The organism is Natronomonas salsuginis (assembly GCF_005239135.1).
Taxonomy (GTDB): domain Archaea; phylum Halobacteriota; class Halobacteria; order Halobacteriales; family Haloarculaceae; genus Natronomonas; species Natronomonas salsuginis.
In genome coordinates this window covers 369,616-385,544 of the sequence record NZ_QKNX01000001.1, presented here as the reverse complement: position 1 = coordinate 385,544, position 15,929 = coordinate 369,616, and the positions used below count along the sequence as shown (strand labels likewise).

15 protein-coding genes are annotated in these 15,929 nt (G+C 59.3%); 10 read left to right on the top strand and 5 right to left on the bottom strand.

Annotation, left to right across the window (positions count from 1 at the left end):
* Window positions 1-192: 192 nt before the first annotated feature.
* The 4 genes from DM868_RS02220 to DM868_RS02205 all read left to right on the top strand — a co-directional run bounded on the left by DM868_RS02220 (window position 193) and on the right by DM868_RS02205 (window position 3,493).
* Window positions 193-864 carry a glycerophosphodiester phosphodiesterase gene (locus tag DM868_RS02220; protein WP_137275222.1) on the top strand — a complete coding sequence of 224 codons (672 nt, stop codon included), beginning with the start codon at window positions 193-195 and terminating at the stop codon, window positions 862-864.
* Window positions 865-961: 97 nt separating this feature from the next.
* A complete protein-coding gene (gene sucC, locus DM868_RS02215; protein WP_137275221.1) occupies window positions 962-2,104 on the top strand; it encodes an ADP-forming succinate--CoA ligase subunit beta in 1,143 nt (380 codons plus the stop codon).
* Window positions 2,101-2,970 (top strand): succinate--CoA ligase subunit alpha, encoded by an 870-nt coding sequence (gene sucD, locus DM868_RS02210; protein WP_137275220.1) that lies wholly within the window; start codon window positions 2,101-2,103, stop codon window positions 2,968-2,970. Before sucC ends, sucD begins: the two co-directional genes overlap by 4 nt.
* Before the next feature lie 103 nt (window positions 2,971-3,073).
* A complete protein-coding gene (locus tag DM868_RS02205) occupies window positions 3,074-3,493 on the top strand; it encodes a universal stress protein (protein WP_137275219.1) in 420 nt (139 codons plus the stop codon).
* 51 nt (window positions 3,494-3,544) lie between these two features.
* On the opposite strand, the gene DM868_RS02200 is transcribed toward DM868_RS02205, so the two are convergent.
* The gene (locus tag DM868_RS02200; RefSeq protein ID WP_137275218.1) at window positions 3,545-4,339 is read right to left on the bottom strand and encodes a hypothetical protein; all 795 of its coding nucleotides are present in this window, start codon (window positions 4,337-4,339) and stop codon (window positions 3,545-3,547) included.
* Between the two features lie 137 nt (window positions 4,340-4,476).
* Here DM868_RS02200 and DM868_RS02195 point away from each other — a divergent pair, with 137 nt between their 5' ends.
* The gene (locus DM868_RS02195) at window positions 4,477-5,655 is read left to right on the top strand and encodes an inorganic phosphate transporter (protein WP_137275217.1); all 1,179 of its coding nucleotides are present in this window, start codon (window positions 4,477-4,479) and stop codon (window positions 5,653-5,655) included.
* A gap of 1,171 nt (window positions 5,656-6,826) precedes the next feature.
* Here DM868_RS02195 and DM868_RS02185 read toward each other — a convergent pair.
* Window positions 6,827-7,507, bottom strand: coding sequence for an FxLYD domain-containing protein (locus tag DM868_RS02185; protein WP_137275215.1), 681 nt, complete (start codon window positions 7,505-7,507; stop codon window positions 6,827-6,829).
* Between the two features lie 561 nt (window positions 7,508-8,068).
* Here DM868_RS02185 and DM868_RS02180 point away from each other — a divergent pair.
* Window positions 8,069-8,773 carry a hypothetical protein gene (locus DM868_RS02180; protein ID WP_137275214.1) on the top strand — a complete coding sequence of 235 codons (705 nt, stop codon included), beginning with the start codon at window positions 8,069-8,071 and terminating at the stop codon, window positions 8,771-8,773.
* Between the two features lie 547 nt (window positions 8,774-9,320).
* On the opposite strand, the gene DM868_RS15605 is transcribed toward DM868_RS02180, so the two are convergent.
* Together DM868_RS15605 and DM868_RS02175 are read right to left on the bottom strand one after the other, a co-directional pair.
* Window positions 9,321-9,452 (bottom strand): hypothetical protein, encoded by a 132-nt coding sequence (locus DM868_RS15605; RefSeq protein ID WP_281280667.1) that lies wholly within the window; start codon window positions 9,450-9,452, stop codon window positions 9,321-9,323.
* A 626-nt stretch (window positions 9,453-10,078) separates the two neighbouring features.
* On the bottom strand, window positions 10,079-10,414 hold the full coding sequence (locus tag DM868_RS02175) for a hypothetical protein (RefSeq protein WP_137275213.1): 336 nt from the start codon (window positions 10,412-10,414) through the stop codon (window positions 10,079-10,081).
* A gap of 145 nt (window positions 10,415-10,559) precedes the next feature.
* Between DM868_RS02175 and DM868_RS02170 the strand changes: the two genes are divergently transcribed.
* On the top strand, window positions 10,560-11,252 hold the full coding sequence (locus DM868_RS02170; RefSeq protein ID WP_137275212.1) for a TMEM165/GDT1 family protein: 693 nt from the start codon (window positions 10,560-10,562) through the stop codon (window positions 11,250-11,252).
* Window positions 11,253-11,319: 67 nt separating this feature from the next.
* Window positions 11,320-12,246, top strand: coding sequence for an A/G-specific adenine glycosylase (locus tag DM868_RS02165; protein WP_137275211.1), 927 nt, complete (start codon window positions 11,320-11,322; stop codon window positions 12,244-12,246).
* 201 nt (window positions 12,247-12,447) lie between these two features.
* Here the strand turns inward: DM868_RS02165 and DM868_RS02160 are convergent, their stop codons facing one another.
* Window positions 12,448-13,323, bottom strand: coding sequence for an NAD-dependent epimerase/dehydratase family protein (locus DM868_RS02160; RefSeq protein WP_137275210.1), 876 nt, complete (start codon window positions 13,321-13,323; stop codon window positions 12,448-12,450).
* 104 nt (window positions 13,324-13,427) lie between these two features.
* Between DM868_RS02160 and DM868_RS02155 the strand changes: the two genes are divergently transcribed.
* The gene (locus DM868_RS02155; protein ID WP_137275209.1) at window positions 13,428-14,675 is read left to right on the top strand and encodes an adenosylhomocysteinase; all 1,248 of its coding nucleotides are present in this window, start codon (window positions 13,428-13,430) and stop codon (window positions 14,673-14,675) included.
* A 66-nt stretch (window positions 14,676-14,741) separates the two neighbouring features.
* The gene (locus DM868_RS02150) at window positions 14,742-15,887 is read left to right on the top strand and encodes a BMP family lipoprotein (protein ID WP_137275208.1); all 1,146 of its coding nucleotides are present in this window, start codon (window positions 14,742-14,744) and stop codon (window positions 15,885-15,887) included.
* Window positions 15,888-15,929 lie beyond the last annotated feature (42 nt).

The following is a 15,929-nucleotide window of genomic DNA, read 5'->3' as shown; positions in this document are numbered from 1 at the left end:
CGCCGCGCGGCCGGAGCGACAGATCGACCGTCCGGGGGCAAGATAACTTCCACCCTACGGCGCGGATTTATATACGTGTTTGAACCGTCGAGGTCGTGGTCGGCCACTGCCGGTTCGCGTGCCGTCACGGGGCGATCGAGCGCCGCACCGAGACGACACGCACTTACCGGTTCCGCCCGACACGGCGCGTGTATGCGTCTCATCGCGCACCGGGGATTTCGATCGGCGTATCCGGAAAACACCCTCAAAGCGGTCGAAGCCGCCGCAGCCGTCGCCGACGAGGTCGAGATCGACGTTCGGCGGTGCGGGAGCGGTGAGCTGGTCGTCATCCACGACGAGACGATCGATCGAGTCTCAGACGGCCACGGTCCGGTAGCCGAACACACGCTCGCTGAGCTCGAGGCGCTGGACGTCCTCGGGACCGGAGCGGGCGTCCCGACGCTCGAGGAAGCGCTGCGAGCGATTCCGTCGTACGTGGGCGTCAACATCGAGCTCAAGGAGCGGGGGACCGGAGGGGACGCGCTCGAACTGATCGACGCGCATCACCCACAGGCGATCGTCTCGTCGTTTTCGCGCGACGTGCTCGCGGACTGCCGTGAGATCGACCCGACGGTACCGCGTGCGTACCTGACGGACGACGCGGCGGCCGAGGGGATCGAGATAGCGATCGATCTCGATTGCGAGTATTTCCACCCGTCGATGGAGCGCTGTACCGGTCGGGTCGTCGCGGACGCCCACCGAGCGGGAATGAGCGTCACGGCGTGGTCGATCGACTCGTCCGACGAAGCAGAGACACTGGCGCAGGCCGGCGTCGACGGCGTCATCGCCGATCGACCGGACGTGCTCACCGGATCGATGGCCTAACGCGATGGCGTGATTTGCGGGATCTTCGACGCGACGAGAGCCGATCGGTTCCGGTAATACTAACTCCGGGTCGTTCGAGGTTTCGGGCGAACTAGCGATGAAACTTCACGAGTACCAAGCGAAAGGCGTGTTCGCCGACGCTGGGATCCCGGTTCCGGACTCGCAGCTCGCCTCGACCGTCGACGACGCGGTCGAGGCGGCCGGCGAGATCGGCTATCCGGTCGCAATCAAAGCGCAGGTACAGGTCGGCGGCCGCGGCAAGGCCGGCGGAATCAAACTCGTCGACGATGCCGAGGAGGCTCGCGAGGCGGCCGACGAGATTCTCGGGATGGATCTCAAGGGACTGCACGTCGACCGCGTGCTGGTTGAGGCGGCCGTCGACTTCACCGACGAGCTCTACGTCGGCGTGACGATGGACCGAACCGAGGGCAAGCCCGTCGCGATGGTCTCGACCCGCGGCGGCGTCAACATCGAGGAGGTCGCCGAGGAGGCCCCCGACGCGATCGTTCGAGAGCACATCGATCCCGCGTTCGGCATGCATCCCTACCAGGCCCGAAAGGCGGTCTTCGACGCCGGCGTCGACCGCACGGTCGCGAACGACGTCGCGTCGATCCTCACCCAGCTCTACCAGCTGTGGGACGACAAGGACGCGACGGATATCGAGGTCAACCCGCTCATGGTTACCTCCGACGACGAGGTCATCGCCGCGGACGCGGTGATGAACATCGACGAGGATGCGCTGTTTCGGCAGCCCGATCTCGCGGAGATGGAGGAGGAGGCCGCGAGCGACGAACTCGAAGCCAAGGCAAACGAGTACGGATTCGACTACGTTCGACTGTCGGGCAACGTCGGCATCATCGGCAATGGTGCCGGGCTCGTCATGACGACGCTGGACCTGGTCGATTACTACGGCGGCGAACCCGCAAACTTCCTCGACATCGGCGGCGGCGCGAAGGCCGAGCGCGTGACGAACGCCCTCGACATGGTGTTCTCCGACGAAAACGTCGACAGCGTGGTGTTCAACATATTCGGCGGGATCACCCGTGGCGACGAGGTCGCGAAGGGGATCAACGAGGCGCTCGAACAGTTCGATGAGATCCCGAAGAAGGTCGTCGTCCGACTCGCCGGGACCAACGCCGAGGAGGGCATGGAGATTCTGAACACGGACCTGGTAACGGTCGAGGGAACGCTCGAGGACGCCGTCCAGCGCGCCGTCAGCTACGCGGAGGAAGAACAATGAGCATTCTTGTCGACAACGATACGCGCGTCGTGGTACAGGGTATCACGGGCGGTGAGGGGAAGTTCCACACCGGCCAGATGCTTGAATACGGAACGAACGTCGTCGCGGGCGCGGTGCCCGGACGCGGCGGCCAAGAGGTCGAAGGCGTCCCGGTCTACGACACCGTTCACAAGGCCGTCCGGGAGCAAGACGCCAACGCTTCGGTCATCTTCGTCCCGCCGGCCTTCGCAGCCGACGCGATCTTCGAGGCGCTCGACTCGCCCGTCGATCTCGCCGTCGCCATCACTGAAGGGGTCCCCCAACAGGACATGGCGAAGGTCTACCGAAAACTCAGCGAGACCGACACCCACCTGATCGGGCCGAACTGCCCCGGCCTCATCACCCCCGGCGAGGCCAAACTCGGCATCCTGCCGGGCAACATCTTCGCCGACGGGAACGTCGGACTCGTTTCCCGATCCGGGACGCTCACCTACCAGGTTGTCGACAACCTCACCCAGCGCGGGATCGGGCAGACGACCGCGGTCGGGATCGGCGGCGACCCGATCATCGGAACGGACTTTATCGACGCTCTCGAACTGTTCGAGAACGATTCCGAGACCGAGGCCGTCGTGATGTGCGGTGAGATCGGCGGCGAGGACGAGGAGGAGGCCGCAGCGTTCATCGGCGAACACATGGACACGCCCGTCGCCGGCTTCATCGCCGGTCGAACCGCGCCGCCGGGCAAGCGGATGGGTCACGCGGGGGCCATCGTGTCGGGCTCCGGCACCGGCACCGCCCAATCGAAGATCGACGCCCTGAACGACGCGGGCGTTCCGGTCGGTGACACGCCCAACGAGGTCGCCGACCACATCGAAACGTTCATCTGAGGCCGGATCTCGAACCGGGCGTTCGGTATCCTGGATTTCTTCCGCTTCGGTTCAGACGACGACGAACCCGGCGTTTATTGGTTGGCTCTGCGTAGCATGACGCATGCTCGCTCGCGTACTGGTGCCGATGGACGACTCCGCGCTATCGGAAGAAGCGCTCCGACACGCGCTCGATGCGCATCCGACGGCTGAGATAACCGTTCTGCACGTCGTCGGTGGACCCTCCTCGATGATGGGGGAGGCGGCCAACGTCGCACTCGCCGATGACCCCGAGGCGGAAGCGAGCGACCACGCGAAGAACGTGATGGCGCGCGCCGCCGAGATCGCCGCCGAGCACGACCGGGAGATCGAAACCGAAGTGCGGATCGGGCATCCGGCGAGAACGATCGTCGACGTGGCGGAGGAGTTCGACGCGGTCGTCATCGGGAGCCACAGCGGCACGCTCGCCGAGCGATTGATCGTCGGAAACGTCGCCGAAACGATCGTCCGTCGATCGCCAGTTCCCGTCACCGTCGTTCGGTGAGGACGGAACGTCGACGGGGAGAACGGGCACGGCAGTAAAAGGACAACCGCGCTACTGCGACTCGTCGTCGCCCTCGTCAACTGCTTTTTTAACGGTTTCTTCGACTTTTTCGTCGACGGTTTCTTCGACCGTCTCCTCCACAGTTTCTTCGACCTTTTCGCCAACCGTCTCCTCCACAGTTTCTTCGACCTTTTCGCCAACCGTCTCCTCCACGGTTTCTTCGACCTTTTCGCCAACCGTCTCCTCCACGGTTTCTTCGACCGTCTCCTCCACGGTTTCTTCGACCTTTTCGCCAACCGTCTCCTCGACGGTCTTCTCGACCGTCTCACCGACCGTTTCTTCGACAGTCTTCTCGACTGTCTCACCGACTGTCTCCTCGACTTTTTCGCCCACAGATTTCTCCACTTCCTTGCCGACGGTGTCCTCGACGGTCTTCTCGAACTCCTTGCTCACCGTGTCCTCGACCGTCTTTTCGACTTCTTTGCTCACCGTGTCGCTGACGGTCTTCTCGACTTCTTTGCTCACCGTGTCCCCGACGGTCTTTTCGACCTCCTTGCCGACCGTCTTCTCGACCTCCTTACCGACCGTTTCGCCGACCGTCTTCTCGACCTCTTTACCCACTGTGTCGCCGACCGTCTTCTCGACTCGATCCGCGACCTCTCTCGTCATCCAGTCCGGATCGAAGCGGGCCATCTTCCACACGATGTGGATGACGTACGAGAGGATCACACCGAGCCCGAACGCGATACCGATCCCCGTCTCAACGACGACGATCAGCGCGATGGCGGCGAGGATCGCGACACCGTAGGCGAGATCGACGATGAAGTCGACGCGTTTCGGGTTCATCGGATATCGACCCCTGCCAGTGTAGTCGTTGATGTCATACCCGAACAATCGGTCCCGTGACGGGAAAAGGCCTCCATTCGCGTTCGTGCCCTGACGCGGATGGGGTCGTTTAATAGCGTCCGACGAGTGTTTCTAGTGTGTTCGAACTCCTCTTGCTTGCCGTCGGTATCGTCGTCGCCCTCTTCGTGGGGTTCAACATCGGTGGGGCGACTACGGGTCCGGCCTTCGGTCCGGCCGTCGGTGCGGGCGCGATCTCGAAGACCGGCGCTGCTGCGCTGATGTCGGCCTTCTTTTTGATCGGCGGCTGGACGATCGGGAGACAGGTCGTCGACACGCTGGGGAACGACTTGGTCACCGACCCCGGCGTGTTCACCATCGAATCCAGCATCGTGGTGCTGTTTTTTATCGGCGGCGCGCTGTTCGTCGGCAACTACTACGGCGTGCCCGCGTCCACGTCGATGACTGCCGTCGGCGCGATCGCCGGGCTCGGCGTCGCTACGGACGCGTTGAACTGGGCCGTGATGGGCGAGATCGCGGTCTGGTGGATCGTCGCCCCGATCGTGGGGTTTTGGGTCTCCGGGATGGTCGGACGCTACTTCTACACGCGGATCAACAGATGGGTGGCGATCACCACGACGCCCGGGCCGTTGGTCGAGATCGACCGAACCGGGGTCGTCCCACGACCGACGCCCGGGCCTAACACCACCCGACGGGAACTCACGGGGGCCGTCATCGTCGTCGGTATCGGCTGTCTGATGGCCTTCTCGTCGGGGACCTCGAACATCGCGAACGCCATCGCACCGCTCGTCGGGGCCGGCGTCGACATCGACCTGATGATCCTGCTCGGCTGCGCCGCCGTCGCGGTCGGCGCGTTCACCATCGCCCGACGGACGCTCGATACGCTCGGCAATGACATCACGGAACTGCCGCTGACCGCGGCCATCGTCGTCGCGATCATCTCCTCGACGATCGTCGTCGGGCTCTCGGCGATCGGTATTCCGGCCTCGTTCGTGATCATCGCGACGACGTCCATCGTGGGGCTCGGCTGGGGGCGTGCAACCCGAACATCGACCATCCCAGAGGTCGTCCGCGGAGAGCAGGAAACGAACGTCTCCGTCGGTGCGCTGGCCGCAGAACAGCCCGGGGAGAAAGCGCCGCCGATCGGGGAGGAAGACCCCGCGGACATCCCGGGCGCAGCGGATCTGTTCGACCCCACGACGACCGGGCGCGTGATAATCATGCAAAACGTCGTCCCGATCATCTCGACGGTCGGGGCCTACGTGGCGTTCACCGCGCTGTTTCGGTTCGTCTGGTAGCCCGTTTCGCGACACCGCCCGGCGGGGAGATCAAAACTGGTAGCGGCGCGCGTTGTCGTCGTTGGTACGTCGGAGTTCGATAACACGACACAATTAGTAATCAAAGAGGGTGTGACGACGGTTCATGAGGCCCCCGAAGAAAACCAGCGGCAACTAGAGGAGGGGAGATAGTATGAGCGGATTGCCGACGTGTCCGACTGGAGCGTGATCCGGTCGGCGCTGGGCGCTCGCGGCCTCGGCGTCGGCGCGATCGGTCACCTCCCCGAGGTCGGCCTCGATAAAGTTTAATCGATTTTAATACGGATGGGGGCCGAAAAATAGTATGCTCAAGCGGTTTATGAAGCTTCCGTGGCCGGTGATGCATACGATTTCGTTTCCTATCGCCGTTGTGTTAATAATAGCTTCTAGGATCAATAACCCCATTGGCGAACTGTTTGCCGCAGTCGGGTGGTTGTTTTTTCTTGCTACAGTCGTTTCGGGATTAGCATCATTTTTCACCTACTGGAGAACCGCAGGCGACAATAATATCGCGTGGTCTCAACGGGCGTGGCCGTGGATCATCGGCCAGTTGATCTTCACATCGTGGCCTGTGACCCTCCTGTGGGTCGTCATGCGGTGGTCATCGACAGGGCGAGTGTTCGAGAACTAACCGGTAAAACGAGGTCGGCCTCAAGCAGCTCCCATCAGCAAATAACTAAATCACCGTCTCCTACAATTTTAGATGACTCCAATCAATCCCAATAGCAAGCCATCGGTCTATCAAGTAGATCGGGGCGGCGACAAATGGTGTTATTAAGAAGTGACCGATAGTATAAAGCCACGTTCCCGGCACCCAGTCGGCGTTGTTTTCTTTCATGATTCTGGCTTCGGCATGGTAGCCGATTAATGACCCCCAGACTGCAATAAAAGCCACACCCACCAAACTGAATAGAAGCGTATCGGCGATAGCCACCGGGAGATATGGAGTTATTGCAAGAGCAATAAAAATAGCCGGAATGTACATCGTGATTATAAAATGAAATATCCACCACTTACTCTCCGCGGCTAAGTTTACTCTCTGGGTTGCTGGTTTACCATCTGAGCCGAATTCTTCCCCATACCGATTTTAGTAAAGCGTCAGATTATATATCTTAGGGGTAGCGAAAGTACCGGCGTGCAGTCGTTGTAACCTCTATTCAAGAAGTGAAAAGTAGAGTTCTATTTCGTCGTCTCCTATCGACGATTCATCACCCCCGACTTGCGTAAGGGGGATTAAAAACCGCCAATTTGTACTTTCAGGGATATGGTTTTCAGTAATCTGCCCCGCGTGTGTCACCCACCCAGAATTAAATGTAAGAACCGTTGCCTGAATTGCCGTTTCGCTGTCGCGGTCGAGGGGGGCAATACCCGTAACTCCGGGCACACTTTGATCAATATCAAGTGATTCGACGGGGAGGTCATCCATCTCATATTGAGGGTCAAATTCGACATACCCATCAAAACTATCAGTCTCAAAGGGCACCGAGGATTCAATTTCTATGAGCCATGCAGTTTGTGGAGGGAGAACCGGTAAGGACGCTTGATCACTCCCGATATAATTCCCGTTTGCATCAAACCATTGAACGACCAGCGTTACCCGACCAGCCGGAGCCTCACCGACATTACTTAGAAGGAATTGAGATATTTTCCCGTCAATAATCCATTCAAATTGTTTAATTTCGACATCCCCCACCGGACCGCTCTCTGGTGATTCTTCTTCTGATACGTTTTCGGGGGGGCGAGGATCATCGGGGTCGGGGTCGGGTCCTTGAATTTCATTACAACCCGCGAGGAGCGCCGCCCCCGAAGTCGCCACGAACTTCCGGCGTTTCATACTGCTAATGTACCTTTTAATGGTATTATATTTTGGATTAGAGTAACCATCTGCTCCGAACCCGCCGACTTTGGCCTCGGCGACAGTACCGGCGTTCAGTCGTTGTAGCAAATCCACTCACCCCTTGGTTTTTTATGTTTCATTTCATCAGATAAACCATGTCTCGGGGAAGTAGAAGTTCGCGGGGAACGACGATCCGAAAGGGGACCGGGGAACAGAATTCACGGTCGTGCAATCAATACTTTCGCCGATAGATCCTAGAGGTAATGCGGATGAACCGTATGACCTGCTTTGGGATTTCGTTTTAGAATACGGAGATAATGCCCGTGAAAGAGAAAAAGAGGCAATTGATAATCAAGACGACTAACCTATTATAAATTCTTTCTCGCTGTGTATTGATTCCATATCAGGTTCGGATTTTACTAGCCGAACATTTAGCCGTCTGTGTGTATAAAAGGACAATAACGGGGCAATAGCGGGGGAATTAGACCCCCCGTTCGGGGCAAAAGTGTAAATATTATTAAGATAAGCATTTGAGAGTTTATAAACATATATAAATAGATGTCACTAGGGAATAATCAGCAGCTTGCACGTAAGGTCGCATCAGCAATCGAACACTGGAATCCTTCAAAGGCATATGGCCACGAGTCTAAGTTTCAAAACGAGTTACAGGAGTATTTAGATCAGCGATTAAACGAAGGTAGTTCCATGATGTTTGCAGAAAAAAACGATATTATTGTAGAACGTGAACATGGCAACGTCAATGGAGATGTGGTCGTTAATGGGTCAATTGGTATTGAGCTAAAGCGCGATCTCAATAATAGCCAGACAAAGAAACTGCGTGGACAGATTGAGGAATATAAAAAAGAGTATACCCACGTAATTGCCCTTGCATGTGGAATTGATGATATGGATGGTTGGAGGAAATTAAAAAATGATTATGAAAATGGATCAAACATGGGAATGGATCCAAATTCTGCACCAGTAAAGTTTATTCATAAATCCAAATCGAATTACGGCGAGGGTAAGGCAGCAGACAGTTATTTATCTGACAAGACTGCGGGCTCAGCAGGTGGCCTTGATGACAGTGATGGGATTGAAGAGGTCGCCAAAACAATTGTACGGGGGATAGAGGGATACAATTCACTAACAGGAGACGGGTCTATGGGTTCGGGGGAAGCGGTTCTCGCGATTATACAAGCTACTGTAATTATTGGTGTTATTGTAGTTGGTCTTTTTGCTGTTATTTATTATTTAATACTATAACCACACATAGGCTCAAATCGTTTTAAATTCATATTGTGTGTTGATATGGCCATTTTAATTCTGATGACTAATTCACACCATCTTACACAATCTCTACCAAGTTCTTGATTAAAATGCCTTATGTGGCAAACCTGTGCCACTAGAACCACGCTGAACATAGTTCTTTTATACACATCTTTGTTCGATTACAACTCAAACACAACGCTGAGGATCAGACAATGTTGCTGAATCTGAGCTAACCATTATGAAATTTAATGTTTTATAACAAACAATTGGCTAACGAAGATGGATATATGATCTAAATAGGAGACAGCCGATCGAGGTAGTTTGTATGCTACAAATCGCACGAGAAGCACCACTCTGAGCTATCCGACACTTGCGCAAGGGATTCCACCCTCTCGCGCCAAGCGTCTGTCTGAATTGTTCGACGTGCATTCCGGTGAGTTCGGAAACGTCGTTCAACTCTTGCTCCTCGGTGAAGTCGAGAAATTTGTTCAGTCGATACTGATGCTTGTTCCTCGTGACTTCGATGTTCTGCTAAGTGCGCCTACAGCGGGTTGATCGTTCCATTCGACGTATCGCCCTCGGCAGCCGGCCCGTCGTCCGGGTGGTAGCCCTGTTCAATCGCCATGCACTCGGCTTCGGCCTGCTTCCCTTCGTAATAGTCGCTCTCCGGCAACCGATCCAGATACCCATCCGGCGATTCTAGTGATTCGCGCGCGGTTTTCGGTCTCCATTTCTTCCCGCCACTGGACTAACACTTACACAGTTGGAATACTAATCAACAGATAAGTGTGTGATAAAGAACAAATAAGCACCGCTGATTTGAGCCAAACGCGGTGAATTCGGCTTTTTCAAACCATACGACCCACAGCCACACCGACTACGAAATTATGATTGAACAGCTAGATGAATCCATTGATACTATGATGGCTATCTGGGGCGACTGGCGTAAATCGGTTTACGCATTTTACACCCGTTTTACATGGGGGTGTAAAACGCTATTCGAATTTCTCAACCGCTCTAACCCACGGTATCAAGGGATTAGTGTACCGGTTTACGGATTTTACGCTCTTGTGGCAGAGGCATCTCTGGCACGCGCGGGAACACGCACCTGCAACACATACCCCTCCAACACAGAAGTGTAAAATGCGTAAAGTGGTGGCTTGATTGTATCGCACTGTTGTGGTTTTTCGTTTTACACCCCTGTAAAATGCCGTAAAACACCCCCGTTGAGTTTTACACTGGTGTAGTCAGCGGTTGTTGTTTCTGTTCACTAATCTCTCCGAACCTCCACACCCGGATTCAAAATTGATATCGGCGAGCGTTATCGTCTTGGGGAGGGTATTGTTGTTGCTGTGGTTGTTCGTTGTAAGTATCCATCGTCATGCCCATTAAATACTCGTCGTACGTTACGTCGTAGCCGCTTCGAAGGTGAAAGTCGAGATTGCCGGTGTCGACGGCGGTCTGGAACAGCATGTGGATCGCGCGTCGGACGAGTTCGTCCGTCTCGTCTGGATCGTAGACACTTTCGAGCATCGCCAGTTCGTTCCGCGTTTCGGTGTCGAGTGCCACCGAGAGCTCCTCGCCGAGGTCGGCGTACGTCGCGTCGATATCGTCGGAGAGTTCGTCGAGTCCCATACCCGCGGGTGGGTCGGGCGCGCGGAAGTGGGTTTCGTTCCGCTCGACCGCGGCGACGGAAATGAACGCTTAAGCGTCGGACTCGATAACTCCTGCGTGATGAGGGCTGTCGAGTCGCGGGGGGATCGATGGCGGTGACCGAGCGATGACCGAATGGTTCGAGGTACTCGTCATCGCGTTCGTCGCCCAGTTGGCGGTGCTGCCCGGCGAGAAGGTGCAGTTTATCATCGCCGGACTCTCGACGCGATACAATCCGCTCGTCGTCGTCGCCGCGGCGGCGAGCGCCTTCGCGGGCTGGACCGCCCTCGAAGTCTGGTTCGGCCAGACACTCCAACGCGTGCTTTCGCCGCTCGTCCTCGACGGGATCACCGCCGGGCTGTTCTTTCTCTTCGGCGTCCTGCTGTGGCGATCGATGCCAGAGCGAAACGACGACGGGACCACGACCGACGGCGGACTCCCGGGCGTGGACGGCGAGATCTCCGTCCTCGGTCGTGAGATACCCGATCGGTTCGGGACGTTCCTGCCGATCTTCGCGATGATGGCCGCGGGCGAGTTCGGTGACAAGACCCAACTCGTCACGATCGGGCTCGCCGCACAATACTCGGCCGGATCGGCCATCTGGCTCGGCGAGATGCTCGCGATCATTCCCGTGAGCCTTGCGAACGCGTTCTTCTTCCATCGGTTCGCCGGCCGCTTCGACGTGCGGAAAGCGCACGTTGCGGGCGCGGCGATGTTTCTGTTCTTCGGCGCGGACACGGTGTTGGCCATGACGATGGACGTCTCGGTCTGGGAGACCGTCGTCGCGGCGATCTCGGACGCCGTCACGCTCGTGATCTGAGACGTCCTCGCGATCGACCGCTGTCGGATCGCCACACACAAGCCAGAGACACACCTACCACGGCTCGATGGCCGACGCTACGGACTGGACTCGCCCGGACGACCTCGATGCGATCCGAGAGACGCTCGTCGAGTGGTACGAAGCCGACCACCGGACGTACCCGTGGCGCGAGACGGACGACCCGTACCGGATCCTCGTTTCGGAGGTGATGAGCCAACAGACCCAACTCGATCGGGTAATCGAACCGTGGCGCGAGTTCGTCGAGGAGTGGCCGACCCCCGAGGCGCTGGCCGCCGCGGACAGAGCCGATGTCGTAGGCTTCTGGACGAGCCACTCGCTCGGCTACAACAATCGCGCGAAGTACCTCCACGAGGCGGCGCAACAGGTGGTCGAGGAGTACGACGGGGCGTTCCCAAGGACGCCGACCGAGTTGCAGGAGCTGATGGGCGTCGGCCCCTACACCGCGAACGCGGTGGCCTCCTTCGCGTTCAACGACGGCGACGCGGTCGTCGACACGAACGTCAAGCGGGTGTTGTATCGGTCATTTTCGGAAATCCATAATGCGGACGATCCTGACTACGAATCCGTTGCGAACGCCCTCATGCTGCCTGGAGAGTCCCGAATCTGGAACAACGCGATTATGGAACTCGGCGGTGTCGCCTGTAAGAAGAGACCGAAATGCGACGCTGCGGGCTGTCCGTGGCGCGAGTGGTGTCACGCCTACCAGACCGGCGACTTCACTGCGCCGGACGCACCCACACAGCCGAGTTTCGAGGGAAGCCGTCGGCAGTTCCGTGGACGGATCGTGCGAACGCTCGGCGAGTGCGATGAGATCGGAATCGACGAGTTGGGCCACCGGATCCGCGTGGACTACTCTCCGGACGGTACCCACGGTCGAGAGTGGCTCCGTGAGTTACTGTCAGATCTGGCTGAGGACGGGTTAATCGACGTTGTCGAGGCCGGCGAGGAAACCGCCGCTCGTCTCCGGGAGTGACGCCGTTGCGATCCCGGAGCTGTCGATCCCTGGGTACGAGAAACACGCTGCGCTTTTCCAACGACACCGTGAGCGGAGCATGTAACTCCCCGCTGCCGGTGGCGCGGGAGACCGCCGGATCGGCCACCGGCGGAGCGGCGTCCCGATGCGGCCTCGATTCGATAAACACATCCGCTGCACTCAGCACGCGGGCCCGGTCGCTCACACGGTCGGCGGGTCGATTTCCTCCTCGGCCGCGTCGCGCCACGAGTGCGTCGGCGTCCAATCGAGCAATCGCTCGGCTTTCGACGTGTCGTACACGGACGCATCGCCGACGACGCCGCAGTCGTCCGGTAGACTCCCGTAATACTCCTCCACGAGCTCGGCGAGGGTTTCGCCAAGGGCGTTGTCCGCGGCCGCGCAGTTGAACGCCTCGTGACCGTCGATGTCGGCGGCGAGCGCGGCCACGACCATGTCGACCACGTCGCGAACGTCGACGTACGACCAGAAGTTCCCGGCCCCGGCCGACCGATCCGAGACGTACGAGTCGTCTCTACAGGGGTACGCGCCGGGCTCTTGGATCCACGTGGGGCGAAGCGACGCGATCGAAACGCCGTCGCGTCGGGCGATCGTTTCGCCGATCTCCTCCGTGACGACCTTCGAGAGTCCGTACGGATCTTCGGGACGGCATGCGTGCGCTTCCGGGACGGGGATCGAGTCGGGCACGGGCGTCTCCTCGGCGAAGAAGAACCCGTACGCGCCGTCGGAGGAGGCTTGCACGACTCGCGCGCCGACGCGGCCCGATGCCGTGAGAACCGAGTGCGCCGCGAGGGTGTTGTTCCGGTAGAGGTCGACGCCGGGGTGTGTGCCCGCGACGGGGATCGCCGCCCAGTGGACGACCGTATCGGGGTCGATATCGGTCATCACGTCGAGGACGCTCCCGGCGTCGGTGAGGTCGAGCGCATAGTACTCGACGTCCGAGTGGCCGTCTCCGTCGGGGGGCGATCGATCGAGACAGACGACCCGATGCTCGTCGGCGAGACGATCGACGATCCAGCGGCCGGTCGTCCCACGACCGCCGGTGACGATGATGTCCATATGCAGATCCGTCGACGCCCCCGATAAAAAGTCGGCCGACTCACCGACGCACCGTCGACGACCGAATGCGGAGTCTTTAATCCGATCTGCCGAAAGCTACGCCTATGGCACAAACAGACGAGGACGATCCGCTGTCCTGGGCGCGCGATTACACCCCCATTCTCGCCGCGTATCAAGCGGAGTACGGCGAGACGACCCCGCTCGACGGCTACACGATCGCGTTCGCGTCACACCTGGAGACGAAATCCGGTGTCGCCATCGAAACGCTCCACGAGGCGGGCGCGGACGTGCTGTTCGCACCGAGCGAACCGCAGAGCACCCACGGCCCCGTCGTCGACGCCCTTGACGCCAGAGAGGGGATCACCGCTTTCGCGTGGGAGGGCATGACCGACGACGAGTTCGACAACGCCCAGCACGAACTGCTGGAGGAGGAGCCGGACTTCATCCTCGACGACGGCTGCGAACTCATCGCGAAGGTCCACGCCGAACACCCGGACGTGGCCGCGAACGTCATCGGCGGCGGTGAGCAGACGACCGCCGGAATCACCCGTCTCGAAGCGATGGAAGCCGAGGACGTCCTCCAGTTTCCGGTGTACGGCGTCAACGACACGCCAATGAAGCACTTCTTCGACAACGTCCACGGGACCGGCGAGTCCTCGCTGACGAACATCGCGATTACGTCGAACTCCATCATCGCCGGCAAGGACATCGTCGTCTGCGGATACGGCTACTGCGGCCGCGGCATCGCGAACAAGGCCCGCGAACTCGGCGGAAAGACGATCGTCACCGAGGTCGATCCGCGCAAGGCGCTGCAGGCGCACATGAACGGCCACCGCGTGATGGACATGGACGAGGCGGCCGAGGCCGGCGACCTGTTCATCTCCGCCACGGGCAACCGAGACGTCATCCGCGCCGAGCACTTCGAGCGGATGGACGACGGCGTCATCCTCGCCAACTCCGGGCACTTCGACGTCGAACTCGATCTGGACGGGCTGGAGGAACTGGCCGAGAAAACGACGACGCCGAAGGAGGGCGTGACCAGATACCACATGCCCGACGGCCGTCGGCTGAACCTACTCGCCGAAGGGCGACTCGTCAACTTGACCGGACCGTATAGCCAGGGACACCCGGCAGAGGTGATGGACACCACGTTTGCGATGATGTTCGTGGCGGCCTACGACATGCTCGTCGACGATCCCGAGTTGGAGCCGGGGCTGTACAACATTCCGGACCGCCTCGACCGCGAGGTCGCGAGCATGAAGCTGGAGACGCTCGGCCTCTCGACGGAGAAGATGATCGAGAGCCAGCGCGCCTACGGTGAGGAGTGGGAACACCCTGACAGCAGTTTCTAACGCTCTCCGCGGTTCTGACGCCCCTAAGTGATAAATTATATCAGCGTCCGATGGGTGCCATTCGGCATGGTTTCACGGCGTAACGTGCTCAAAACGAGCGCGATCGGATTGACAGCCGGTGTCGCGGGTTGTACAGGTAACGGCGGCGGCAACGGAAACGGCGGCAATGGAAACGGGAACGGAAACGGTGGAAATGGCGGCGGCAACGGAAATGGGAACGGCGGCAACGGCAATGGGGACGACGCGTCGGGATCGGGCTCCGACGTCAACGTCGGGATGATCTACGCCCTCGGCGGGACCGGCGATCAGTCGTTCAGCGACGCCGCGAATCGCGGCATCAACGAAGCGGTCGACGAGTTCGGTATCAGTTTCCAGGACGCGGGGCCGCAGGACAGCGGCGACTTCGGATCCTATCAGCAGCAGTTCGCACGATCGAGCGATCCCAACTACGATCTCATCATCTGTCTCGGCTTCGAGCATGTCTCGGATCTCGAAGAGAACGCGGCGCAGTATTCCGATCAGAAGTGGGCGCTTCTCGACGATTCGATCGACGCACCCAACGTCGAAAGCTGGGTGTACGCCGAAGAGCAGGGCGCGTATATGGCTGGCGAGGCCGCGGCGAAGCTCTCACAGCAGGAGTTCTCCGCCGGTGGCGCCGAGACCGATCCCGAGAACAAGACGCTCGGGTTTATCGGTGGCGTCGAAGTGCCTGTCGTGCAGGCGTTCGAAGCGGGCTTTCGCGCCGGCGCACAGAGCGTTGACGAGGAGTTCGAGGTCCTGAGCAGCTACGTCGGCGGATTCGCCAACCCGGGCGCGGTCGAGGAAGCGGCGATCTCGATGATCGACAACGGCGCGGACGTACTGCTTCACGGGGCTGGAGCCGGCGGCTCTGGCATGTTCCAGGCCTGCCAGAACCGCGGTCGATTCGCCTTCGGAGCCGACAGTCGACAGTCCGAGACGGCCTCGGAGTTCGCGGACGTCATACTCGGAAGCATCATCAAGGGCGTCGACGCGAGCGTCGTTCGCGCTGTCGAACGCGTCGTCGAAGGTGAGTTCGAGGGCGGTCGAACGCTCGAGCTCGGTGCCGGCGAGGGCGGCTTCGACCTCCCGTGGGGTGTCGAGATCGGCGACGAGATCCCACAGGAGATCAAAGACGAGGCGGCGGCCACCAAGGAAGCGATCGCCAACGGCGAGATCGACGTTTCGGCATAGCCGTAGGCAGGGTCGACGCCTCGGGGTCGACCCCACAGGTGA